Origin of the sequence: Phreatobacter stygius (assembly GCF_005144885.1) — a bacterium.
Classification (GTDB): Bacteria; Pseudomonadota; Alphaproteobacteria; order Rhizobiales; family Phreatobacteraceae; genus Phreatobacter; species Phreatobacter stygius.
In genome coordinates, this window is the sequence record NZ_CP039690.1 from 4,143,298 (window position 1) to 4,164,964 (window position 21,667).

21 protein-coding genes and 1 tRNA gene are annotated in these 21,667 nt (G+C 66.8%); 10 read left to right on the forward strand and 12 right to left on the reverse strand.

The window, feature by feature from the left end; all coding sequences use genetic code 11:
• Positions 1–8: 8 nt before the first annotated feature.
• Positions 9–896, reverse strand: coding sequence for a bifunctional helix-turn-helix domain-containing protein/methylated-DNA--[protein]-cysteine S-methyltransferase (locus tag E8M01_RS19490; protein ID WP_136961647.1), 888 nt, complete (start codon positions 894–896; stop codon positions 9–11).
• A gap of 123 nt (positions 897–1,019) precedes the next feature.
• A complete protein-coding gene (locus E8M01_RS19495) occupies positions 1,020–1,400 on the reverse strand; it encodes a VOC family protein (protein WP_136961648.1) in 381 nt (126 codons plus the stop codon).
• Between the two features lie 340 nt (positions 1,401–1,740).
• Here E8M01_RS19495 and E8M01_RS19500 point away from each other — a divergent pair, with 340 nt between their 5' ends.
• Positions 1,741–3,192, forward strand: coding sequence for an NAD-dependent succinate-semialdehyde dehydrogenase (locus E8M01_RS19500; RefSeq protein WP_136961649.1), 1,452 nt, complete (start codon positions 1,741–1,743; stop codon positions 3,190–3,192).
• Positions 3,193–3,244: 52 nt separating this feature from the next.
• On the opposite strand, the gene E8M01_RS19505 is transcribed toward E8M01_RS19500, so the two are convergent.
• Both E8M01_RS19505 and E8M01_RS19510 read right to left on the reverse strand, forming a co-directional pair.
• Positions 3,245–3,709, reverse strand: a complete 465-nt coding sequence (locus E8M01_RS19505; RefSeq protein ID WP_136961650.1) for a YbaK/EbsC family protein — start codon at positions 3,707–3,709, stop codon at positions 3,245–3,247.
• 48 nt (positions 3,710–3,757) lie between these two features.
• On the reverse strand, positions 3,758–4,285 hold the full coding sequence (locus E8M01_RS19510) for a DUF2244 domain-containing protein (RefSeq protein WP_170181975.1): 528 nt from the start codon (positions 4,283–4,285) through the stop codon (positions 3,758–3,760).
• Positions 4,286–4,355: 70 nt separating this feature from the next.
• Here E8M01_RS19510 and nth point away from each other — a divergent pair, with 70 nt between their 5' ends.
• From nth to E8M01_RS19545, 7 genes are all read left to right on the forward strand, one after another.
• Positions 4,356–5,114: an endonuclease III gene (nth, locus tag E8M01_RS19515; protein ID WP_136961652.1), complete on the forward strand. Its 759-nt coding sequence runs from the start codon at positions 4,356–4,358 to the stop codon at positions 5,112–5,114.
• 135 nt (positions 5,115–5,249) lie between these two features.
• The gene (locus E8M01_RS19520; protein WP_136961653.1) at positions 5,250–6,395 is read left to right on the forward strand and encodes a uroporphyrinogen decarboxylase/cobalamine-independent methonine synthase family protein; all 1,146 of its coding nucleotides are present in this window, start codon (positions 5,250–5,252) and stop codon (positions 6,393–6,395) included.
• Between the two features lie 67 nt (positions 6,396–6,462).
• Positions 6,463–7,689 (forward strand): ABC transporter substrate-binding protein, encoded by a 1,227-nt coding sequence (locus E8M01_RS19525; RefSeq protein ID WP_215908770.1) that lies wholly within the window; start codon positions 6,463–6,465, stop codon positions 7,687–7,689.
• A 182-nt stretch (positions 7,690–7,871) separates the two neighbouring features.
• Positions 7,872–8,741 carry a branched-chain amino acid ABC transporter permease gene (locus tag E8M01_RS19530; RefSeq protein WP_136961655.1) on the forward strand — a complete coding sequence of 290 codons (870 nt, stop codon included), beginning with the start codon at positions 7,872–7,874 and terminating at the stop codon, positions 8,739–8,741.
• The gene (locus E8M01_RS19535; protein ID WP_136961656.1) at positions 8,738–9,763 is read left to right on the forward strand and encodes a branched-chain amino acid ABC transporter permease; all 1,026 of its coding nucleotides are present in this window, start codon (positions 8,738–8,740) and stop codon (positions 9,761–9,763) included. Before E8M01_RS19530 ends, E8M01_RS19535 begins: the two co-directional genes overlap by 4 nt.
• Positions 9,760–10,482 (forward strand): ABC transporter ATP-binding protein, encoded by a 723-nt coding sequence (locus E8M01_RS19540; RefSeq protein WP_136961657.1) that lies wholly within the window; start codon positions 9,760–9,762, stop codon positions 10,480–10,482. The genes E8M01_RS19535 and E8M01_RS19540 overlap by 4 nt, the downstream gene beginning before the upstream one ends.
• The gene (locus E8M01_RS19545) at positions 10,482–11,186 is read left to right on the forward strand and encodes an ABC transporter ATP-binding protein (protein ID WP_136961658.1); all 705 of its coding nucleotides are present in this window, start codon (positions 10,482–10,484) and stop codon (positions 11,184–11,186) included. Before E8M01_RS19540 ends, E8M01_RS19545 begins: the two co-directional genes overlap by 1 nt.
• 80 nt (positions 11,187–11,266) lie before the next feature.
• On the opposite strand, the gene E8M01_RS19550 is transcribed toward E8M01_RS19545, so the two are convergent.
• On the reverse strand, positions 11,267–13,351 hold the full coding sequence (locus E8M01_RS19550; protein WP_246088363.1) for a TonB-dependent receptor: 2,085 nt from the start codon (positions 13,349–13,351) through the stop codon (positions 11,267–11,269).
• Between the two features lie 101 nt (positions 13,352–13,452).
• The gene (thrC, locus tag E8M01_RS19555; protein WP_136961660.1) at positions 13,453–14,868 is read right to left on the reverse strand and encodes a threonine synthase; all 1,416 of its coding nucleotides are present in this window, start codon (positions 14,866–14,868) and stop codon (positions 13,453–13,455) included.
• Positions 14,869–15,024: 156 nt separating this feature from the next.
• Between thrC and E8M01_RS19560 the strand changes: the two genes are divergently transcribed.
• Positions 15,025–15,735, forward strand: coding sequence for an HAD family hydrolase (locus E8M01_RS19560; protein WP_136961661.1), 711 nt, complete (start codon positions 15,025–15,027; stop codon positions 15,733–15,735).
• Between the two features lie 30 nt (positions 15,736–15,765).
• On the opposite strand, the gene E8M01_RS19565 is transcribed toward E8M01_RS19560, so the two are convergent.
• A complete protein-coding gene (locus E8M01_RS19565; RefSeq protein WP_136961662.1) occupies positions 15,766–16,611 on the reverse strand; it encodes a patatin-like phospholipase family protein in 846 nt (281 codons plus the stop codon).
• A 109-nt stretch (positions 16,612–16,720) separates the two neighbouring features.
• On the opposite strand from E8M01_RS19565, the gene E8M01_RS19570 reads away from it, so the two are divergent.
• Positions 16,721–16,797, forward strand: a tRNA-Pro gene (locus E8M01_RS19570).
• A gap of 135 nt (positions 16,798–16,932) precedes the next feature.
• Here the strand turns inward: E8M01_RS19570 and E8M01_RS19575 are convergent.
• The 5 genes from E8M01_RS19575 to E8M01_RS19595 are packed head-to-tail and all read right to left on the reverse strand — an operon-like array spanning position 16,933 to position 21,598.
• Positions 16,933–17,130, reverse strand: a complete 198-nt coding sequence (locus tag E8M01_RS19575; RefSeq protein WP_136961663.1) for a hypothetical protein — start codon at positions 17,128–17,130, stop codon at positions 16,933–16,935.
• A gap of 52 nt (positions 17,131–17,182) precedes the next feature.
• Positions 17,183–18,328: a M20 family metallopeptidase gene (locus tag E8M01_RS19580; protein ID WP_136961664.1), complete on the reverse strand. Its 1,146-nt coding sequence runs from the start codon at positions 18,326–18,328 to the stop codon at positions 17,183–17,185.
• Positions 18,329–18,346: 18 nt separating this feature from the next.
• Positions 18,347–19,123 carry a DUF1499 domain-containing protein gene (locus E8M01_RS19585; protein ID WP_136961665.1) on the reverse strand — a complete coding sequence of 259 codons (777 nt, stop codon included), beginning with the start codon at positions 19,121–19,123 and terminating at the stop codon, positions 18,347–18,349.
• 18 nt (positions 19,124–19,141) lie between these two features.
• Positions 19,142–20,248, reverse strand: coding sequence for a M48 family metallopeptidase (locus E8M01_RS19590; RefSeq protein ID WP_136961666.1), 1,107 nt, complete (start codon positions 20,246–20,248; stop codon positions 19,142–19,144).
• A gap of 3 nt (positions 20,249–20,251) precedes the next feature.
• The gene (locus tag E8M01_RS19595; RefSeq protein ID WP_136961667.1) at positions 20,252–21,598 is read right to left on the reverse strand and encodes a DUF898 family protein; all 1,347 of its coding nucleotides are present in this window, start codon (positions 21,596–21,598) and stop codon (positions 20,252–20,254) included.
• Positions 21,599–21,667 lie beyond the last annotated feature (69 nt).

The following is a 21,667-nucleotide window of genomic DNA, read 5'->3' on the forward strand; positions in this document are numbered from 1 at the left end:
ACGTGGCTTCAGCTCATCTTGCCGGCTTCCCAGCCGAGCATGGCCTGCTTGCGCGTCAGCCCCCAATGATAACCGGTCAGCGCGCCGGAGCGGCCGAGCACCCGGTGGCAGGGCACGACGAAGGAGATCGGATTCTTGCCGACAGCGGCGCCGACGGCACGAGCCGCTTTCGGCTTGCCGATATGGCCGGCAATGGTCGAATAGGTCGTCGCCTTGCCCATGGGTATGCGCAGCAAAGTTTCCCAGACGCGCACCTCGAAATCGGAACCGATCAGCACCACCCTGAGCGGCTGGTCTGAGGCCCAGGCTTGCGGGTCGAAGATCCGCTCGGCGAAGGGCGCGGTGGCGCCCTGGTCCTCGCGGAAGCTGGCGCGCGGCCAGCGGCTGGTCATGTCTGAAAGCGCCGAGGGTTCGCCGCCGGCATCGCAGAAACCGAGGCCGGCCAACCCCCGGTCGGTGGCGATGACCACGGCGCGGCCGAACGGCGAGGGGTGGAAGCCATAGGCCATGGCGATGCCGGCGCCGCCGGTCTTGTAGTCGCCTGGCGTCATCGCTTCGTGGGTGACGAACAGATCGTGCAGCCGGCCCGGTCCGGAATAGCCGACCTCATAGGCCGCATCGAGCACGGTCGCCTCGTCGCGCAGCAGAGCGCGCGCGGCATCGAGCGTGATCGCCTGCAGAAAGTCCTTGGGCGTCAGCCCGGCCCAGCGCCGGAACAGATGATGCAAATGGCCTGACGACAGGCCGACATGTTCGGCCATTTCCTCGACGCTTGGCTGGCGCCGCCAATGATCGGTGATGAAGGCGAGCGTGCGGCGCACCACCTCGTAGTCATCCGCCGCCTCGGTGAGGCGGATCGGGATGCCGTGTTTTTCCAGTTGAACGACGTTGAGCATGACGGGCTCCGGGTGTCTCTCTTGCGGTCAATGTGGTGCCTGCCGGCCGCCGCAACCACCCGTTTCCTCTTGTCGGCTCTATTTCGTCTCGGACCGGCAATGCCGTCATCCCGCCGAGCGTCCCTAGGTTGCTGCGGGAAACGTGACCGCTTCGATCTTGTTGCGGTCGGCATCCAGGATGAAGGCACCGAAATAGGTTGTCATTGCCGCCTGGCGCGGCCCGGGCAGTCCGAAGTCGCTGCCGCCATGGCTGATGGCTGCGGCATGGAAGGCGCGCACCGCCGCTTCGTCGCTCGCGCGCAGGCAGACATGGGCGCCGGGATCGCCCGCCGGCGCGGCATAGGCCTCGCGGCGGTTCAGCCAGAACTCCGGATAGCGCTTGCCGAAACCGACCGAGCGCTCGCGCGTGACCAGGCGTGTCAGCCCGAGCGGCGCCAGCACGCGATCATAAAATGCGGCAGCCCGGTCGAGATCATGGACTGATATCGAGACGTGGTCGATCATGGGACGGTCTCCCTGGCCTTTTGTTTGATGCATCGACCGGAAGATGCCGTTCGGTTCGGCCGGGGCGCAATCGGCCGACCGGCCGAGGCGAGCGCGCGGCGCGGCCCGGCGGGTGCGCCATGACGGAACCGTTCTCGCGCGAAGGCTGTTAAAGTCATAAGTGAACGGTTGCCGGGTTAGGCCGGTGGTCGCACCGTCGTGACCGGTGGTCGCCGTCGACCAAGAGTATCCATGCCCGCGCGTTCTCGTGCCGACATCGCAGCCCCGAGGCATCGAAACGTCCAGGACGGCTGGGCGTGACCGGCGGAATGGGCAAGAATGACTGAAAAGGAGACCAGGAATGACCAGGACACTCGCGTTCCAGCATGAGGCGGCCTATGTCGACGGCCAGTGGATCGGCGCCGACGACGACAAGACCTTGACCGTTCGCGACCCAGCCACCGGCGAAACGCTCGGCACCGTGCCGGCCTGCGGCAAGGCCGAGACCGCGCGCGCGATTGCCGCAGCGGAAGCGGCGCTGCCGGCCTGGCGTGCCCGGACCGCCAAGGATCGCGCCCAGATCCTGCATCGGCTGGCCAATATCATCGAGCAGAATGCCGATGCGCTCGGCACGCTGTTGACCCGCGAGCAGGGCAAGTCGCTGGCCGAAGCCAAGGGCGAGGTCAATTTTTCCGCGGCCTATGTCCGCTGGTTCGCCGAAGAGGCGCAGCGCATCTATGGCGACGTCATTCCCTCGCCCTGGGCCGGCCGCCGGATCCTGGTCACCAAGGAGCCGGTCGGTGTCGTCGGCGCCATCACGCCGTGGAACTTTCCCTCCTCGATGATCGCCCGCAAGCTCGGTCCGGCGCTCGCCGCCGGCTGCACCATCGTCATCAAGCCGGCATCGCAGACGCCCTATTCGGGCCTCGCCTGGGGCGAGCTGTGCGAGCAGGCCGGCATCCCCGCCGGCGTCGTCAACGTGCTGACCGGGTCGGCCAGCGCCATTGGCGGCGAGCTGATGGACAATCCGGCGGTGCGCAAGATCACCTTCACCGGCTCGACGCCGATCGGCAAGAAGCTGGTCGAGCAGTCCGCCAAGACGCTGAAGAAGGTGTCGATGGAGCTCGGCGGCAATGCGCCCTTCATCGTTTTCGACGATGCCGATGTCGATCGTGCGGTTGAAGGCGCGCTGATCGCCAAATACCGCAATTCCGGCCAGACCTGCGTCTGCACCAATCGTTTCCTGGTGCAGGCCGGCATTCATGACAGCTTCGTCGCCAAGCTCGCCGCGGCGTCCGAGGCCCTCAAGGTCGGCAACGGCCTGGAGCCCGGCGTGCAGCAGGGGCCGCTGATCGACGAGAAGGCGGTCGAAAAGGTCGAGGAGCACATCAAGGACGCGCTCGGCAAAGGCGCCAAGATCGTCACCGGCGGCCATCGCCACCGGCTCGGCGGGTCGTTCTTCGAACCGACCGTGCTGACCGGCATGACGCCGGACATGCTGGTCGCCAGGGACGAGACCTTCGGGCCGCTGTCGCCGGTCTTCAAATTCGACACCGAGGATCAGGCGGTCCGCATGGCCAACGATACCGAGTTCGGCCTGGCCTCCTATTTCTACACCCGCGACCTGGCACGCGCCTTCCGCGTGGCGGAGAACCTCAAATACGGCATGGTCGGCATCAATGAGGGCCTGATCACCACCGAGGTCGCGCCGTTCGGCGGCGTCAAGGAATCCGGCATGGGCAAGGAAGGCTCGAAATATGGCATCGAGGACTATCTCGACGTCAAATATGTCTGCGTCGGCGGGCTCGGCTGACCGGATGAACCGGAAGCCGGAGCGCGGATGAAGCCGCGCTCCGGAGTTGGTTTCATTCCCTGATATCCTCGACCCGTCCGCCGCTGATCCTGACGAGATCGGCAAAACCGGTGCGGAACACTTCGTTGGGCGCTCCGGCTGCGGCCCAGATCGGGTCGAGTGCGCCCAGATCCTGATCGATCAGCACCAAGGGCTGCGTCAGATGGCCGACCGGCGAGACGCCGCCAATGGCAAAGCCGGTGACCGCACGCACCCAGTCGGCGTCGGCTCGCTTGACCCGCCCGCCGACCAGGGCTGCAACCTTGGCGGGATCGACCCGGTTGATACCGGAGGCGACCACCAGCACGGGCTGGTCGCCGGTCCTGAGCACGATCGACTTGGCGATCTGCGCCACCGTGCAGCCGATTGCCGCGGCTGCGTCGGCGGCAGTGCGCGTGCTGTCGGGAAACCGGCGCAATTCGCCGTCATGGCCATGGCTCGCCAAGGCCGCCTTCACCCGTTCAACCGAACTCGACATGACTGGGATCCTTCGTGGAATGGGATATCAGGCCCTGACGCCGGGCCATCACGTAAAGGTCGTCCGGGTTGGCCCGCGTTTGGCCTCGGCCAGCGCCTGGCGCAGCGCCTTGCCGAAACCTTCCCGCTCGATCGGCGGCAGGAAGGTCGCGATGTCGAGTTTGTGCCGGCCGGAATCGAGTGTCAGGCTCATGACCCGCCCGTCGCCGTCGTCGACCACCTCGGTCAGCCGCGTCCAGGCGGTGTTGAAGCGCCACTCGCGCGAGCGGCCGTGATAGGCCACCTTGCGCACGCGGATCTCGGTCGGCGTGACGACCACCTCCTCGAAGGCGCGGGCGTGGCGGTAGTTCGCCCGGAACGCCAGATAGACGAGCGCGACGTCGATGCCGAGGAAGGGCAAGACCGGCCAGGCGCCAACCACCGAAAACACCGCGGCGGCCGCCAGGTTGAGACCGGCAACCGCAATCATCACGGCAATGAAGCCGGTGCGGCCGAGCGAACGATGCGGCGTCAGGATCGCGGCGAACAGCGGCGGCTCGTCGTCGGGGAGCCCCTGGCCGGCCGCGCTGCCTGACATCGGGTTGCCGGTTGTTGGGTTGCCGGTTGTTGGGTTGCCGGTTGTCATGGCGCCGCATTATAGGACGGCCATGGCCAAGCGTTCCACTCACAGTTCCGAACCCGCTGGGTTGCTCGCAACGCGCAAGCGCCCGAACAAGGCCGTTGCCAACATGGCGGCGGCCAAGGCCGCGGCCAAGCGCCGGAAGCGCGACGGCCTGACACCGGCCGAGGTACAGGCGATCTTCTTCCGTTTCCATGCCGTCGAACCGGAACCGAAGGGCGAGCTCGAAAGCCTCAACGCCTATACCTTGCTGGTCGCCGTGGCGCTGTCGGCACAGGCGACCGACGTCGGCGTCAACAAGGCCACCCGGCCGCTGTTCCAGGTTGCCGACACGCCGGAAAAGATGGTTGCGCTCGGCGAGGAGAAACTGATCTCCTTCATCAAGACCATTGGCCTCTACCGCAACAAGGCCAAGAACGTCATTGCGCTGTCGAACAAGCTGATCGCCGACTATGGCGGCGAGGTGCCGGCCGATCGGGCAGCGCTTGAAACCCTGCCGGGCGTCGGGCGCAAGACCGCCAATGTCGTGCTCAACATCGCCTTCGGCATTCCCACCATCGCCGTCGACACCCACCTGTTCCGGGTCGCCAACCGCACCGGGCTTGCCCCGGGCAAGACCCCGCTCGCCGTCGAGCTGGGGCTGGAGAAGGTGGTTCCCGACGCCTATCGGCGGCATGCCCATCACTGGCTGATCCTGCACGGGCGTTATGTCTGCAAGGCGGCCAAGCCCCTCTGCCCGAAATGTATCATCAACGACATCTGCCGCTTCGAGCACAAGACCGTCTGACCGCTCCGGTGGCGGACGCCGCTATCAGCCGGTCTCCCCCGCCAAAACCGCGCTTGCCTGATCCCGGCCGCTCTGCTGAGACTTACGCCCCAAGAGCAAGGCAAAGAACAAGAACGCTACGGGGAGCCTGGGGACATGACGGCAATTGCGGCGCTCAGGCAGGCGCGTGTCGACCAGGTCGGCTCGTTCCTGCGGCCGGAGGATCTGAAGGCGGCGTTCCTGCGCCACGCCAGGGGCCAGCTGTCCAGGGATGAGCTCGTCGCGGCGCAGGACCAGGCGATTGCCGGGAGCCTCGCCCGTCAGGAGGCCCATGGCCTGCCCTTCGTTACCGACGGCGAGTTTCGCCGGCTCAATTGGCAGGTGAGTTTTTCCGATGTCTCCGGCTGGGACCTGTGGTCCGGCTCCTGGGCGCAGTTTCTGAAGAGCCCTGACAATCTCGGCCAGGACGAGCACCACAACGCCAAGGGCGCCGATGCGGTGCTGTCCTTTCGGACCCCGGCGACATCGCGGCTGAAGCTTGAACGGAGCTTTCCGCTCACCGAGCTCGAATTCGTCAGGAAGACGACCAAGACGCCGGCCAAGGTGACCCTGATGGGGCCGGACCGGGTTTGCCAGATGTGCGACATCGAGGGTTCGGCGCCGCATTATGCCGATGCCGATGGCTTTCTTGCCGATGTCGTGGCGATCCAGAAGGCCATGGTGACCGGCCTCGTCGACGCCGGCGCAGCCTATGTCCAGATCGATGAGCCGAGCTTCACCGGCTATGTCGACCCGGCGACGCTCGAGCGCATGGCGGCGCACGGCGAGGATCCCTTGGCCAACCTGCGGCGCGCCATCGAAGCCGACAACCAGGTGATCGCCGGTCTTGCCGGCCGGGCGGTGTTCGGCCTGCATATCTGCCGGGGCAATCGCGCCAGCATGTGGCACCGCGAGGGCAAATATGATGCGATCGCCGAGGCGGTGTTCGGCGGCCTGAACTACGACCGGCTGCTCTTGGAATACGACACCGAGCGGGCAGGCGGCTTCGAGCCGCTGCGCTTCGTCGCCAAGGGCACGGTCGCCGTCCTCGGCCTGATCACCACCAAGACCGGCAAGGTCGAGACGGTGGATGAACTTCGCCGTCGACTGGACGAGGCGGCGCGCTATATCGATCTCGATCAGGTGGCGCTGTCGCCGCAATGCGGCTTCGCCTCCGGCATTGGCGGCAACGCGCTTTCGGAAGCCGAGCAATGGCGTAAGATCGACGTGATGATGGAAACGGCACGCAGGGTTTGGGGCTGAACCGGCGTGCGGCAGGCCGAGCCTGACAGATGCCAAGCCTGACAGCTGTATTGGGAGGATGAGACCTATGAGCTCGAAACTGACTTTCACCCGCCGCACGGTTCTGGCCGGGGCCGGCGCGGTTCTGGCGGCGCCCGCGGTCGTCAAGGCGCAGGCGCAGACCCTCAAGATCGGCGTGCTGCTGCCGCGTTCGGGTTTCTTCGCCCAGGCCGGCCAGAGCATGCATCGCGGCGCGCTGGCGGCCCCCGCCGTGCTCGCCGATCTCGGCTACAAGGTCGAGCTCGTCCATATCGACACCGAGTCGAATGCCGACGTCGCCCGCACCCAGGCCGAGCGCGCCATCAATGATGGTTGCCACGTGCTGACCGGCGCCTTCGATTCCGGCCATACGCTGGCGATCGCCCAGGTCACCGAGCAGCGTCAGGTGCCCTTCGTCATCAATATCGCCGCTGCCCCGCAGATCACCGAGCAGGGCTACAAATATCTGGTGCGCAATTTCCAGACCGGCGGCCAGCTGGTCACCAACGGCCTGCGTCTGATCAAGGACGTGATGGACGCCAAGAACGTCAAGCTGGAGACCGCCGTCTTCCTGCACGCCAACGACACGTTCGGCACCGCCCAGCGCGGCGCGATGGACGCGATCTATCCGCGCGTCAACCTGCCGATCAAGCTGGTCGAATCCATTGCCTATGATCCGCGCGCCCAGGACCTGGCGGTCGAGGTAACCCGCATCCGCTCGATCAATCCCGACCTGATCATGTGCGTGACGCGCGCCTCCGACGCCATCAAGCTGGTGCGCGACATGGTGCGCCAGCGCTTCGAGCCGAAGGCGATCATCTCGCCCGGTTCGCCCGGCTTCTACGACGAAGAATTCTACCAGGCGCTCGGGCCCCTGTCGGACTTCGTCCTGTTCGGCCTGCCCTGGGTCAATCCGAAGTCGGCAATGTCGCAGGCCTTCGAGAAATCCTTCGCCAAGGCGAGCCCGAACAACCGCTTCGCGGTCGACAGCTTCAATGCCGGCTTCACCTTCGAGGCCCTGCTGATCGCCGCCGATGCGTTCAAGCGGGCCGGCACCACCGAGGGCGCCAAGCTGATGGAAGCAGTGCGCGCAACCAACCTCGCCGAACATGTGATGATCGGCGGTCCGATCCAGTTCGACGCCAAGGGGCAGAACCCGAATATCGGTTCGGCCTTGGTGCAGAACCAGAAGCGGGTGCCGACCGTCGTGCTGCCGAAGGACGTGGCGCTGGCCGAACCGGTGCTGCCGATGCCGAGCTGGCAGGGTCGCAGCTGATCCGGACGGGGCGGGCCCTCAGGGCCTGCCCCGAGCCGTTCCTGGCGCGCGAACCACCAATGTCGCGGATTTCCACCGGCCTCACCCGCGCCTGCGGGTTGCCGAAGCCGGTCCGGCGCGCTAACTCCCTGGGCCTAGCAGCCTGATCGTCATCTTCCCTTGGTCCCCCCGAACCCCAGCCCATGCTCTGGTCGCTTTATGGAAACGTGCTCGTCCAGGGCATCCTCACAGGCCTCGTCTATGGCCTGATGGCGCTTGGCCTGTCGGTCATCTTCGGCGTGGTCCGGGTTGTCAATTTCGCCCATGGCGAATTTGCCGTGGTGGCGATGTATGCGGCCTTCGTGCTGTTTCACGCGCTTGGCCTCGATCCTTTCATCAGCATGTTCCTGATTGCCGCGGCCTTCTTCGTGCTCGGCTACGGCCTGCAGCGCACCCTGATCAATCCCTTTGTCGGCCGTCCCGACCATGAGCAGTTCATCCTGCTGGTCGGTCTCGCCATCATGCTGGTCAACGGTCTCCTGATGATCTTCGGGCCCGACGCGCGCCACGCCAACCTGCCTTATTCCTTCGACAGCTGGTTCGTCGGACCGATCATCGTCGACAAGGTCCGCGCCTATGCGGCAATCGCCGCCCTTGCCGTCTCGGGCCTGCTGTTCGGCTTCTTCCGCTTCACCACGACCGGTGTCGCGATCCGCGCCTGCGCCGACAATCTGGTCGGTGCCGCCGTTGTCGGCCTGGATGTGAAAAAGCTCTATGCGTTGACCTTCGGCCTCGGGCTCGCCTGTGTCGGCTGCGCCGGCGCGCTGATGGTGACGCTGACCGATGCCACCCCGATGATCGCGCCGGGCCTGACGCTGCTTGCCTTCACCATCGTCATCATCGGCGGCATGGGCTCGATGGTCGGCGCGCTGGTCGGCGGACTGCTGATCGGCATCGTCGAGGCCTTGGCTTCCGTGGTGATCGCGCCGTCGATGAAGAGCATGGTGTCCTTCGGCCTGCTGGTGCTGGTCCTGGCTTTGCGCCCGCAAGGGCTGATGGGCAAGCGCGCATGAACCTGAACCCCTTCTCGACGCTTGCCCGCCTGGTCGACGAGACGCCGCGCCGCGCGCTGGTCCTGCTCATTGGTCTCGTCGCGATCCTCGCCGTCGCCCCCGCCGTGCTCGACCGCTATCTGCTCTCGGTGTTCTTCCTGATCTTCTGGTTCGCCACCGTCGGCCAGGCCTGGAACATCATGATGGGCTTCTGCGGACAATTGTCGCTTGGCCACGCGCTTTATGTCGGCCTCGGCGGTTATGTCGGCGCCATCCTGTGGGTCAAGTTCGGCATCTCGCCAGCCATTGCCATCCTGCCGGCCATGGCGGTCGCCGTCGTCTTCGGCATGGCGATCGGCTGGCTCGGCTTCCGCTTCGGCATCGAGGGTGTCTATTTCGCGCTGCTGACCATCGCCTTCGCCGAGGTCGCCCGCATCGGCTTCGACAACTGGAGCTTCGTCGGCGGCGCCGCCGGTTTCTTCATGCCGGTCACGGCGGGCGGCGGATCAGCCTGGAACCTGCGTGGCGGGCCGCTGCTGTTCTATTATGTCGCGCTCGCCATGATGGCGCTCGCCTTCATCATCTGCGCCTTGCTGCGCCGTTCCAAGCTCGGCCTGTCCTGGCTGGCGGTGCGCGAGGATGCCGAAGCCGCCCGCGCGCTCGGCATCAACGTGTTCCGCGCCAAGATGGCGGCGGTGGTCATTTCAGCCGCCATGACGGCGGTCGCCGGCGTCTGCTACGCCTTCTACCAGAACAATCTTTTCCCGAGCCAGACCTTCGACATGGCGCGCTCGATCGAGGTGATCCTGGCGCCGATCATCGGCGGCCTCGGCACGTTGTTCGGCCCGATCCTCGGCGCTTTCATTCTGACCCCGCTCGGCCAGACCCTGATCGCGCTGGTCGAGAAGATCGCCGGACGTTCGATCCCGGGTGTCAACCTGGTGTTCTATGGCGCAGCCCTGATGGCCATCATGTGGTTCTCGCCGAATGGCGTCTGGCCCTGGCTGAAGAAGAAGCTCGGCATTCCGGAGGAGCGCCAGTGACCGCGCTGCTCGAAGTCCAGGGGGTCACCAAGCGGTTTCGCGGGCTGACCGCCGTCGACAACGTTACGATGACGGTGAACGAGGGCGAGATCTTCGCGGTGATCGGCCCGAACGGCGCCGGCAAGACCACCCTGTTCAATCTGATCGCCGGCGTCATGAAGCCCGACAGTGGTTCCATCCGTTTCGCCGGCGAGCGGGCCGATGGCGTGCCGCCGCACGAGCTCTGCCGGCGCGGCCTCGCCCGCACCTTCCAGATCGTCCGGCCCTTCCCGGAACTCACGGTCATCGAGAACGCCACCATTGGCGCAATGATGCGGGCGCCCGATGTCGAGACCGCCAGGCGCGCGGCCGACGACGTGCTGCGCAAACTCGACCTGTTCGACAAGCGCGCCGCCAAGGCCAAATCCCTGACCTTGCCCGACCGCAAGCGGCTGGAATGCGCCCGCGCGCTGGCCACCGCGCCGCGCCTGCTGCTGCTCGACGAGGTGATGGCCGGCTTGCGGCCGACCGAGGTCGACCGCATCGTCGCCATCCTGAAGGACATCAACCGCTCGGGCGTCACCATCGTGCTGATCGAACACGTCATGCGTGCGGTCATGACTCTCGCCCAGCGCATCCATGTGCTGCACCACGGGGCGACCATTGCCCAGGGGACGCCGGCGGAAGTGACGCGGCATCCCAAGGTCCTGGAAAGCTATCTCGGGGCGGAGGCGCTCTGATGCTGCTGGTTCATGAGGTCGACGTCTTCTACGGCGATGCCCAGGCACTCGATGGCGTCTCGCTGGAGGTGCCGGATCGCGCCATCGTGGCGATCGTCGGCGCCAATGGCGCCGGCAAGACCTCGCTCATCCGCACCATTGCCGGCATGCTGCCGCCGGCCTCCGGCACCATCCGCTTCAAGGACCGGGACATCACGGGATTGCCGAGCCACGAGGTCTGCGATCTCGGCATTGGCCAGGTCGCCGAAGGCCGCCAGGTGTTTCCGAGCCTGTCGGTCGCCGAGAACCTCGCCATGGGTGCGATGATCCCGCGTGCCAAGCCGCATCGCGCGCGCAACCTCGACCGTGTCTATGCGCTGTTTCCACGGCTCAAGGAGCGCCACGGCCAGGCCGCCGGCACCCTGTCGGGCGGTGAGCAGCAGATGCTGGCCATTGGCCGCTGCCTGATGGGCGAGCCGGAACTCGTCATGTTCGACGAACCCTCGCTCGGTCTTGCTCCGGCTGTTGTCCAGGAGGTGCTGCGCACCATTCGCGATCTGGCCGCCGGCGGGCTCACCTGCGTGCTGGTCGAGCAGAACGTTGCGGTATCGCTGAAGCTGGCGAGCCGCGCCTATGTGCTGGAAAACGGCCGTGTGACGCTGTCGGGCACCGGCGAGGAACTGCTGGCCGATGACGGCGTGCGCAAGGCCTATCTGGGGCTGTGAGTCGGGCGAGTAGCGAATGGCGAGTGGGGCGCGTGAACCCTCTCCCGCAAGCGGGCGAGGGTTTACGCGCTACTCGCCACTCAAAACTGCCCCGCCACGGTCAGCCTCAAGGCGCGCGGCTCGACCGGATGGAGGTGCCGGTCGGCGACGCCGGTCGCCGGCTCGCCGGGCAGCCGTGAAGTGTAGAAATAGTCGATCTGGCTCGCCGGCGTGTTCAGCAGGTTCAGGGCGTCGAGCTGGACCCGGATGCCATTGTCGAAACGGTAGCCGATGCGGGCATTGACCAGCGCGGTCGAAGGCGAGCGCGCGCTGTTGTCCTCGATCAGGGGACGCGGCCCGAAATAGCGTAGCCGTGCCCCGCCGAACCAGCCGGTCGCATGGCCAAGGGTGAAGCCGGCGGAGGCGACCAGCGCCGGCGCGCCCGGCACATAGCGGCCGGCCGGGTCGACATTGGTGAAGCGCGTCCGGGTATAGGCGACATCGATATCGAGGGAGAGCCAGGGCGTGGCCTTCCAGTGATTGGTCCATTCGAGGCCGACGCGCCGGCTCGGCCGGCTCGCTTCGGTGGTACCGGCATCGCCGACAAACAGGTTCTCCGAGGCGAAATCCAGCACGAAGACGGCGAGCGTCGTCTCCAGCCCGTCGATCGGGCGGGTGCGCAGGCCAACCTCGGCGCCTCTCGACTTGACCAGCAGGGGTACCCGGTCGACCGGCGTGACCCTGTCATTGGGATCGACGCGGATGGTGGTGCCGCGGGCGTCGTTCGAATGGAAGCCGTGGCCGGCATTGAAGAACAATTCGGTACGCGCGAAAGGACCGAGCACCAGGCCGAATTTCGGGCTGGTCACGGCGGCTTGCGTCGCCCCGGAATTGACCGCGATGTCGCTGGCAACCGAGGCGGCATACCAGTCGGTGCGCAGTCCGAGCGTGGTGCGCAGCCAGGGGGTCCAGCGCACGGTGTTTTCGATGAAGGCGGAAAGGCTTGATTCCCGCACGCGGTCGTCGCGCACCACCGACAGAGGCGCGCGCGCTTCGGTCCGGCTCAGGCCGACGCGGATATCGTCATGACGGCCCTGGGCGCCAATCTTGGTCTCCATCGGCAAGCCGGCGAGCCGGCCGAAAAAGCTGTGGCTGGCGTTGAAACCGAACAGGGTCCGCTGGTCGGTCTGGCGGAACTGGTCGCCATTGACCGGATTGTCGAGAAAATAGGTGAAATTGTTCCAGAGGTTGAGCGAGGAACGGATGCCGTAGAATTCGATGCGCGAGGCGCTCGCCTCGTCGAGCCGGCTCCAGCGACCGGACAGGCTGAACCGGCTGGCATTGCCGCCATCGGTCGGGTCGAGCGAACCGTAGCGGTTGATCAGGCCCGCCTGGACCGCGCGCAGCGGCACCTGATCGGTCGAGGTCCAGTTGTTCTGATAGGCCATGGCGGTCAGCGCGAAGCCGTCGCGGTCGGTGCCCTGGCTGTAGCGCAGGAAGCCCGAGAATTTGCGCAAGGCATCGGCGACATCCCAGGGGCCGTTATAGAAGGTCATCTCGGCGGCGCCGATGATGTGTCCGTCGCCGACCGGCCGGGAGGCCGCGGCGAGCGAGCGCCAGTAACCGAAACTGCCGAGCGTGGTCTGGATCAGCGCCTTGTCGAGCCGGTCGACATAGTTCAGCCGCACCGAGCCGGCGGAGGAGAAATCGCCTTCTTCGGCGAAATAAGGACCCTTGCGATACCAGACGCCGCCAAGCAGCTCCGGGATCATGAAATTGAGATCGGCATAACCCTGGCCGTGACCGTGGCTGCGCATGTTGATCGGCATGCCGTCGAGATGGATGGCGATATCGGTGCCATGGTCGAGGTTGAAGCCGCGCAGGAAATATTGGTTGGCTTTGCCTTCGCCGCTGTGCTGCGTGACGATCAGGCCGGGCACCGCCTCCAGCACCTCGGCCGGCCGGGTTACCGGGCGGTCATTGGCCTCGACACCGGTCACGACGCCTTCGGAGGCCGAACCCGGCGCCTGAAGTTCCGACGAGGGCGCCGCTCCCGCTGGCCCACGCGCATCCGTCACCGAAATTTCCGGCAGAACGATCTGCGCATCGGCGCTGCCGGCGGTTGCCAGCAGCACCGTGACCGCAACAAAAAAACCGCGTGCTTGCCCGCACGTTGGCGCTCGCATGCCCATTCCCCAGCTTCAGCCGTCGTATTGCAGCAGAAAGGGAGGGCCGGGCGTATGCAGAAAATGGGAGTTGTTCACACCAAGATTTAGGCAGCGGCGGCTCAGCCGCTCGCCTTGGCGGCGGTGACCCGCGTCTTGTCGCGGACATAGCTCTCGACCGCCGCCTGGTCGGCCGGCAGCACGGTCATCCGCTCCTGCCGTTCCATCAGGTTGCCGAGCCAGGCCGGCAGCGCCGGGCGGACGCCGCAGGCCGCCTCCACCGCATCGGGGAACTTGGCCGGATGGGCGGTCGACAGCACGACGGTCGGGATGGCCGGATCATGGGCGGTCTTGCGTGCCGAAGCGACGGCAACCGCGGTGTGCGGGTCGATCAGATAGCCCGCCTCGGCGAGCACGGTCTTGATCGTCGCCGGCACCTCGGTCTCGTCGGCGCGCGCCGCCGAGAATTCGGCGCGGATGGTGGCCAGCGCGTCATTGTCGATGCCGAAGCTCTTCGACTGGGCAAGGCCAGCCATCAGCCGGCGCACGGTCGCGGCATCCCGGCCGTGGGCATCGAACAACAGCCGCTCGAAATTGGAGGAGACCTGGATATCCATCGACGGCGACGAGGTGGCGACCACGCCGGTCACCTCATAGCGGCCGGTGCGGATGGTCCGCTCCAGGATGTCGTTGACATTGGTGGCGACCACCAGCTCGCTGATCGGCAGGCCCATGCGCTTGGCGACGTAGCCGGCGAAAACGTCGCCGAAATTGCCGGTCGGCACCACGAAACGCGCCGCGCCGCGTGGCGCGCCGAGGGCCGCGCCCGCGACGAAATAATAGACCACCTGGGCGACGATGCGCGCCCAGTTGATCGAATTGACGCCCGACAGCTTCACCTCGTCGCGGAAGCGGTGGTTGTTGAACATGCCTTTCACGATCGCCTGGCAATCGTCGAAAGTGCCGTCGATCGCCAGAGCATGGACGTTCGGCGCGTCGACCGTGGTCATCATCCGCCGCTGCACGTCGGAGACGCGGCCGTCCGGGAACAGGATGACCACATCGACCTGGTCCAGCCCCTTGAAGGCCTCCACCGCGGCGCCGCCGGTATCGCCCGAGGTCGCCCCGACAATGGTGGCGCGCTGGCCGCGGGCCTTCAGCACATGGTCCATCAGCCGGCCGAGGAGCTGCATGGCGCAGTCCTTGAAGGCGAGCGTCGGCCCGTGGAACAGTTCCAGCACCCATTCCGACGAGGACAATTGCACCAGCGGTGTCACCGCCGGATGGCGGAACGTCGCATAGGCCTCGTCGATCATTGTATGGAAGGCCTGGGTCTCGATCGCGCCGTCGACGAAGGGCGCCAGCACGATCTTGGCGACCTCGGCGTAAGGCTTGCCGGAGAGCTCGGCGATCGCCTCGGGCGACAGCACCGGCCAGGTTTCCGGCACATAAAGCCCGCCGTCGCGCGCCAGGCCCGCCAGCAGGGCGTCGGGAAAGTTCAGGATCGGGGCTTCGCCCCGGGTCGAGATGTAGCGCATGGCCGCCGCTCCGTCTTTGACGCGGGGCTTAAGCCCCGAGGCCGCCGGTGGCAAGTCCGGATGGCGCAAGAGACCCGTCTGGACGCCCGGTCGCAGTCATGTCACACGGCGCAGCTAGGGCCTGCGATCTTTGCCTTCGAAGCCCCGAGAGACGTGATGACCCTGCGCGCCATTCTATTCGACAAAGACGGCACCTTCGTCGATTTCGACAAGACCTGGGGTCCGGCGGCGTTTCGCGTGATGAGCCAGATGGCCGGCGGCGACCGCGCCAAGATCGAACGGCTGATGGCGGTGAGCCATTACGACGAGGCGCTGCTGCGCTTCCGCCCGACCTCGCCGCTGGTCGCCGGTTCCTCCGGCGACTACGGCCCGCTTTGGGCCGAGGCGATCGGCGTGCCCTTCTCCTCAGCCGTGACCAATGAGATGGACCGCCTGTTCATCCAGGAGGGCATCGTGGCGCTGGCGCCGATCGGCGATCCCGTGGCGGTCATGGATGACATGAAGGCCCGCGGCTATGTGCTGGGCGTGGTCACCAATGATTCGGAGAACGGCGCCCGCCACCAGACCGCGGCACTGAAGATCGACCACCATTTCGACTATATCGTCGGCTGGGATTCCGGCCATGGCCGCAAGCCGGGGGCCGGCCAGATCACCGCTTTCCTCGATGCCTATCAGATGAAACCGCACGAGGTCGCGCTGGTCGGCGACAGCCTGCACGACATGCATGCGGCCCGCGCCGCCGGCATCGTCGCGGTCGGCGTCACCTCCGGGCCGCTGGTGCCGGAAGGCTTTGCCGACCATGCCGATATCGTGCTGGCCTCGATCATGGAGCTCGGCGGCTGGCTCGACGGCTTGCCGAAAGCCTGAACCCACCGCCTGACACGGCCGCGGGCCGGCTCAGCGGAACGACGCGGCAAAGGCCTCGCCGTCGCGCAGGCCGAGTTCATAAGCCCCTTTGATCGCCTCGGCGTCGGTCACCGCGAAACGGCTGGTGATGATCGGCACGCTCGGCCTGACCACGGTGCGTCCGGCGGCCTCGGGAAGCGGCTTGCCGGCACGCGTCGTCAAGACCAGCGTGCGGCCACCATGCCGCTCCACCGTGCCGATCTTCTCGACCGGCGGGTTGTCGACCAGCCCGCCATCCAGCGCCGGCCGGCCATTGACCTGGCCGATCGGCATGAAGGGCGGCACCGAGGCCGTGCCCATCAGGGCCTCGATGAGTTCCTCGGGCGTTTCGACCGCATGGGTGGAAATCCAGGTGGGGGTCAGGCCGACATGCCGGCCAGCCTTCGAATAGGCCGCGCCGGTCAACGCCTTCTCGACCTGATAGGCGCCGATCGCGGCATAGGCGGCGACGATCGACGGCATCAGGCGCGGCGGATGGGTGACCTGGATCAGGATTTCCGGCGCCGCTTTCAGCGCCGCCAGTTCGAGCGCGCCGAAGGTCTGGGTCAAGAGGTCGCGGTAGAGGCTACCGACGATGAACGGCGAGCGCCCCTTGGCCAGTTCGCTCCAGACCACTTCCTTTTCGATCGTGGCGCAGGCCTCCAGGACGATGCGGCGTACCCGCTCGCCCTCGCCGATCAGCGAGAAGCAGGCCTGGAATGCGCCGGCCGAGACCCCGACAACCATGCCGGGATCTTGCGGGTGCACCGCGTTGAAGGCTTCCCAGAAGCCACCTTGCCAGTAGCAGCGGTTGCCGCCGCCGGCGAAGGCTATGGCGTCGAAGCGGGTCGAACTCATGGATCAGATTTAGCGGAGCAGGGGCCCTGCCGTCGAGAGTGTGGGAAGCGTGTCGGATGGGGTTGCGTCCCTCTTCGGGCGTCGCTATACACCCAGCCTGTTCGCGAGGCGGAGTGTAGCGCAGTCTGGTAGCGCACCACGTTCGGGACGTGGGGGTCGCAGGTTCAAATCCTGCCACTCCGACCAGCGATCCCGAGGGATTGACTGGTCGGGCCGCTCGCAGAACAGAACTTCACCTCAGATTGGGCGAACAGAAGCGACCGGGTTCCGGCTGCGCTGTCGTCACGCGCGATCCGGCCGTCCGCCGACCTGCCTCTTTGCTCAGATCACCATCTTGCGCAGGCCGGGATTTTCCGGCGGCGGGATCTGCCGGTATTCGCCGCACCAGTCGTTGCGGTTGACGCTCGGCCAGATCGCACTGCCATCGGCCTGGGCGCGCGGCGGATGCGCCCGGCAGAGGCCGGCATTGGCGCTGCGCGATTCATGGAACAGCCGGCAATTGCTGCAGAACTCCGCCATGTCTTGCCCCCGGATGATGGTGATCCCCGAGGGCAAATTAGCGCCAACCGGGTTAGCGGAGCGTTTCCATCAGCCCGGCAAGCAGGCGGGCGCGCGGCACGATCGACGACACCAGCCCATGTTCGTCCAGCGTATGGGCGCCGGCCCCGTCGATACCGAGGCCGTCCAGGGTCGGCACGCCGAGCGCGGCGGTGAAATTGCCGTCCGAGCCGCCGCCGGTCATCGGGCAATCCTCGAGGTCGAAGCCGATCGAGCGGGCAACCCCTTGGGCGCGCGCCAGCATCTCGGTGATCAGCGCGGTCTTCGGGTAAGGCGGCCGGTTGAGGTCGCCCTCGACGTGGACGGTGACATCAGGTGTCACCGCGGCAAGGCCGCGGATGCGGGCGACCATTTCGGCGCCGATTTCCGGGTCCGGTACGCGCAGGTCGATCTCCGCCGTGCAGGTCTCGGGCGTGACATTGGCGGCCGAGCCGCCTTTGATCAGGCCGACGGTGGTGGTGATGCCGCGGGCATAATTGGTCATGCCCTCGACCGCCAGGATCTGATGGGCCATTTCTCTGATAGCGCTGCGGCCGTCCTGATGCCGTGCGCCGGCATGGGCCGGCCGGCCATGGGTGGTCAGGACGAAACGGGCGACGCCCTTGCGGGCGGTGACGATCCGGCCGCCGTCGCGGGCAGGCTCGGTGACCAGCACATAGGCCGCCTTGCGCGCTTCTTCCTCGATGATGCCGCGCGAGGTCGGGCTGCCGACCTCCTCGTCCGGGGTGAACAGGAAGGTGATCGGACGGGCGGTCGCGACACCGGCGCGGATCAGCGCGCGGTAGCCGGCGACGGCCAGATAGGCCCCGCCCTTCATGTCGTAGAGGCCGGGGCCGTAGAGCTTGTCGCCCTCGCGCCGGAACGGCAGGCGGCCGGTCAGCGTGCCCTTGGGATGCACGGTGTCGACATGGGTCAGCACCAGGATCGGCTTCTCGTTCGACGGTTCGGCACTGGAGACTTTCAGCACGCCGGCATAACCGCCGGTCCCGACGCGGCGGTCGATGGTGACAGGCAGGCCCTCGAAGTCTTTCTCGACCTCGTCCAGCACCGCTTCGACCCCGCCGGCGTCATGGCTCGGGCTCTCGGTGACGACCCAGCGCCGGATGCCCTCGATCACTTCATCCTCATGCAGCGGCACGGTCGCAGCCTTGAGCGTCATGGTCGTCTCGATCCCTTGTTATCTCTGGACGCGCCGGGCGGCGGCGCGCATCTCGTCGAGCGCCGCGACGACGCGGCGCGCATTGACCCCGAAATCCTGCCGCCCGTAGCGCGCGGCCGAGCGCATGTCGATCCTGGCCCGGCCGTTGACGGTGCGGACGCGAATGACGATGTCGTCGCGAAAGCCCATGATCAGCGAGCGGGTGACCATCTCGATCCGTCCGTCACGTGCCGCGCCGCGATAGTCGACCTGGTCGAGGACGCGCCATTTCTGGCCGTCGACCAGGTCGGACAGCAATTCGTTGACCTCGTCTGGCGCGAGATCGACGTCGAGCGGACGGATCTCCGGATAGAGTTCGCGCTGCTGCGCCGCCAGCGCCGGCTGATAGGCCGAGGGATTGGCGCCGGGCGGCCGGGCCGAGGCGACGATGTCGAAGGCCGGCGGGTTCTCCGGATCGGTGGTGATGTCGTTGATGGCGGGCTGGCGCAGCCCGATGACGCCGAGCACGGCCGGATAGGCCAGCAGCGCCGCGCCCAGCACCACGGCGAAGGCGGCATAACGGCCGCCGCGATAGCCCGAAAACCAGATGGCGGTGCCCGCGATCAGCGCCGAGGCGACGCCAAGGGCGACGATGCCGAGGCCGGCGCCGAGCGCCACCACGGCCTGGCCCCCGTCGAGCCAGTCCGATCGCGCGGCCAGCACGGCCACCACGGCGACCGCCAGACCCAGGACGACGAAGCGCAGGCTCCAGACGGCGAGGCGCGAGGTAGGCTCGACAAAGGCGCGGCGGCGCATGCTGTCCGATCCGAGTGACTAATCTGTCTTCTGGCAGATCGCCCGCAAGGCTGTCCATTGTTCCGGCGTCAGGGCGGGCCTGCTGGCGGCCGCGCCCGTCAGGGCATCGCGGATCGCCTGTTCGCGCTCGGCATTGGCCGGGTGGCTGGCGATCCAGGACAGGCCGCCGGGATCGGCGACCCCGGCATTGATGAAGAAGCGGGCGAGCCCCAGCGGATCGCCGCCGGCTTTCAGCATGAGGTCGACGGCGAAATGATCGGCCTGCCGCTCCGAATCGCGTGAAAAAGCGCTCTGCATCAGCGAACGCGAGGCGAGGATGATGGCGGTGCCGCCGGCGAAATCGCCGAACACCGTGCCGAGCAGAAAACCGAGGCCGCCGGCCTGGATCACCGAGCGCAGGCCGTGGCGCAGCTTCACATGGCCGATTTCGTGGGCCAGCACGCCGGCGAACTCGTCGGGCGAGCGGGCCTTCTGCAGCAGGCCGTTGAACATGTAGACATAGCCGCCGGGCAGCGCGAAGGCATTGACCAGCCGATGGTTCAGGACGACCACCTTGAGCGGCACGTGCAGGCCGGCGGCCTCCTCGAACCGTCCGACCAGGTTGGCCAGTGCCTGCTGGCCTTCCGCGCCGATGCAGGTGCGGATGCCGTTGTCACCGCCGAAGGTCTTGCGGATCTCCGGGTCCATGGCCGCGCCGAGGCGAATTTCGGCCGCCGCCGGCACCAGCGGCGCGAGCCGGCCGGCGATCGCCGGCAGGCCGTAAAAGGCAAGGCCCAGCAGCGAAATGATCGCGGCGATCGCCCAGAACACCACGGCGCGGCGTTCGCGCCGCTCGCGCAGACCCTTGGTCAGGGTCAAGGGCGCACGCCCGGCAAGGTCCGCGGCGAAGGCCATGTCGGGAATTTCGAGCAGCGGCTCGGCCGTCGAGCCGGGCTGCGGCAGCAAGGTCACCGCGAGGCCGGCGCCGGCATGGCCCTCGATCCGCCGGATCGACTGATAGGGCCAGCTCGACACGAGCCGGCCCTCGGCGGAAAAGATGGCGAGCCCGTCGGGATGCAGCGAGACCTCGACGGCATGCCGTTTCGCCGTCAGACCATCGTAATAGGTTGCGGCCACACTTGGCATGGGTCAGAGCCCAATGCCGAAATCGACGGCGTCGCCAAGGCCTTCACCCATCGCCGACGCCTCGACATTGCGCGCACGGACGCTGTCGAGGGACGCCAGGTTAGTGACCGACAGCGAGGCCATCTTGGCCCGGTAGAGCGGCAGGCCGATGAGCAACTGCTTGGCGATCCAGAAGCCGCCGAGCAGGATGAGATAGCCAAACACGATCAGGACTAGGATGAGGACGCCGCCGGCCCGGCCACCACCGCCGGCCATGCTGGCGAAGAACAGGCCACCCGCGGCCACGCCGACGAAGATCGATGCAACGATGCCAAGTCCGGCCATCGCCAGCGCTCCGAGCGCATAGACCCGGTAGGCACTGCCGATCCTGAAATCCGACACGAGCGCGGCGCCGCCGATGCGCGTGCCGTTCATTCGCCAGCGGAAAGTGACCGCCTGGAAGGCAGGGTACAGGAGGATCGGGATGAAGATCGACGAGGACAGGGCGGTGATCACCGCCCCGATCGCCAGGCCTTCCGACCCGGTGGGGATATATTGGTCGGCAAGGACACCGCGGAGCACATTGGCCCAGATATCCCAGGGGATCGAGGCGACGGTCGCGCCGATCAGGATGAGCGGCAGTCCAAAGCCGATCGCCCAGACCACCGCGAGGCCGCGCAGCAATTCGCCAGGCGTTCCCGTGAAGTCGCCTGGTGCATCGCCATAGAAGGTCTCGCGCATCTTGATCCGCTCGAGCACAGCGGCGGCCCAGGGATAGGCGATGCCGAGGCTGAGAATGACCAGCACGAACAAGCCGAAGCCCTTGGCGGCATAGCGCCAGGCCGAACCGGTCATGCGCAGCCTCAAACCGCGCCAGGAGCTGCGGGTCAGGCGATAGCGCCGGCTGGCGTAGACGGCATATTGGCCGAGGAACAGCAGGATGAAGGTCAGGCCGATCGACACCACCCATTGGGCCTGGGGCAGTCCGAGCGCCAGGAAGAAGCCGGCCGCCTGCAGCGGCACCAGGATGGCGAGCGCGAACAGGAAGCCTTTGAGCAATTGCATGCCGGTGCCGGTATAGGCGAAGGCCTCGGTACCGACTGATGTGTGCGACCAGTAGAAACGCCTGATATCGGTGGTCAGCCAGAACCGGTAGATGCCGAGCGTGATCAGCTGCAGGAAGAAGCCCTTGACCAGCAGGCCGAACAGTTCGCCGGCAAGGCCGGAGAAGCCGATCCGGACCGGCTCGCCGCTTTGCGATCCCGGTGCGCGGGGCATGATCGGTACACGGCCGGAGGCCGCCGTCTCGGCGGCGGCCACGGCGCCGGCGGTCGACCGCTGACCCCAGGGACCTTGCACGGCATCCGTCATGTCATTCTCCGGCTACACGCTGGGGGCGATCATATAAGAGCCATTGCCGGGCGGCCACTGGGGGAAGCT

Excerpts from the sequence above, each read along its gene's own strand:
- E8M01_RS19580 (WP_136961664.1), bottom strand. The coding sequence starts at position 18,328 with ATGACGCTCAAGGCTGCGACCGTGCCGCTGCATGAGGATGAAGTGATC.
- E8M01_RS19565 (WP_136961662.1), bottom strand. The coding sequence starts at position 16,611 with ATGAGTTCGACCCGCTTCGACGCCATAGCCTTCGCCGGCGGCGGCAAC.
- E8M01_RS19505 (WP_136961650.1), bottom strand. The coding sequence starts at position 3,709 with ATGTCGAGTTCGGTTGAACGGGTGAAGGCGGCCTTGGCGAGCCATGGC.
- E8M01_RS19590 (WP_136961666.1), bottom strand. The coding sequence starts at position 20,248 with ATGCCAAGTGTGGCCGCAACCTATTACGATGGTCTGACGGCGAAACGG.
- E8M01_RS19500 (WP_136961649.1), top strand. The coding sequence starts at position 1,741 with ATGACCAGGACACTCGCGTTCCAGCATGAGGCGGCCTATGTCGACGGC.
- E8M01_RS19545 (WP_136961658.1), top strand. The coding sequence starts at position 10,482 with ATGCTGCTGGTTCATGAGGTCGACGTCTTCTACGGCGATGCCCAGGCA.
- E8M01_RS19520 (WP_136961653.1), top strand. The coding sequence starts at position 5,250 with ATGACGGCAATTGCGGCGCTCAGGCAGGCGCGTGTCGACCAGGTCGGC.
- E8M01_RS19535 (WP_136961656.1), top strand. The coding sequence starts at position 8,738 with ATGAACCTGAACCCCTTCTCGACGCTTGCCCGCCTGGTCGACGAGACG.
- E8M01_RS19560 (WP_136961661.1), top strand. The coding sequence starts at position 15,025 with ATGACCCTGCGCGCCATTCTATTCGACAAAGACGGCACCTTCGTCGAT.
- E8M01_RS19585 (WP_136961665.1), bottom strand. The coding sequence starts at position 19,123 with ATGCGCCGCCGCGCCTTTGTCGAGCCTACCTCGCGCCTCGCCGTCTGG.
- E8M01_RS19595 (WP_136961667.1), bottom strand. The coding sequence starts at position 21,598 with ATGACGGATGCCGTGCAAGGTCCCTGGGGTCAGCGGTCGACCGCCGGC.
- E8M01_RS19530 (WP_136961655.1), top strand. The coding sequence starts at position 7,872 with ATGCTCTGGTCGCTTTATGGAAACGTGCTCGTCCAGGGCATCCTCACA.
- nth (WP_136961652.1), top strand. The coding sequence starts at position 4,356 with ATGGCCAAGCGTTCCACTCACAGTTCCGAACCCGCTGGGTTGCTCGCA.
- E8M01_RS19495 (WP_136961648.1), bottom strand. The coding sequence starts at position 1,400 with ATGATCGACCACGTCTCGATATCAGTCCATGATCTCGACCGGGCTGCC.
- E8M01_RS19550 (WP_246088363.1), bottom strand. The coding sequence starts at position 13,351 with ATGCGAGCGCCAACGTGCGGGCAAGCACGCGGTTTTTTTGTTGCGGTC.
- E8M01_RS19510 (WP_170181975.1), bottom strand. The coding sequence starts at position 4,285 with ATGTCAGGCAGCGCGGCCGGCCAGGGGCTCCCCGACGACGAGCCGCCG.
- E8M01_RS19575 (WP_136961663.1), bottom strand. The coding sequence starts at position 17,130 with ATGGCGGAGTTCTGCAGCAATTGCCGGCTGTTCCATGAATCGCGCAGC.
- E8M01_RS19525 (WP_215908770.1), top strand. The coding sequence starts at position 6,463 with ATGAGCTCGAAACTGACTTTCACCCGCCGCACGGTTCTGGCCGGGGCC.
- E8M01_RS19490 (WP_136961647.1), bottom strand. The coding sequence starts at position 896 with ATGCTCAACGTCGTTCAACTGGAAAAACACGGCATCCCGATCCGCCTC.
- thrC (WP_136961660.1), bottom strand. The coding sequence starts at position 14,868 with ATGCGCTACATCTCGACCCGGGGCGAAGCCCCGATCCTGAACTTTCCC.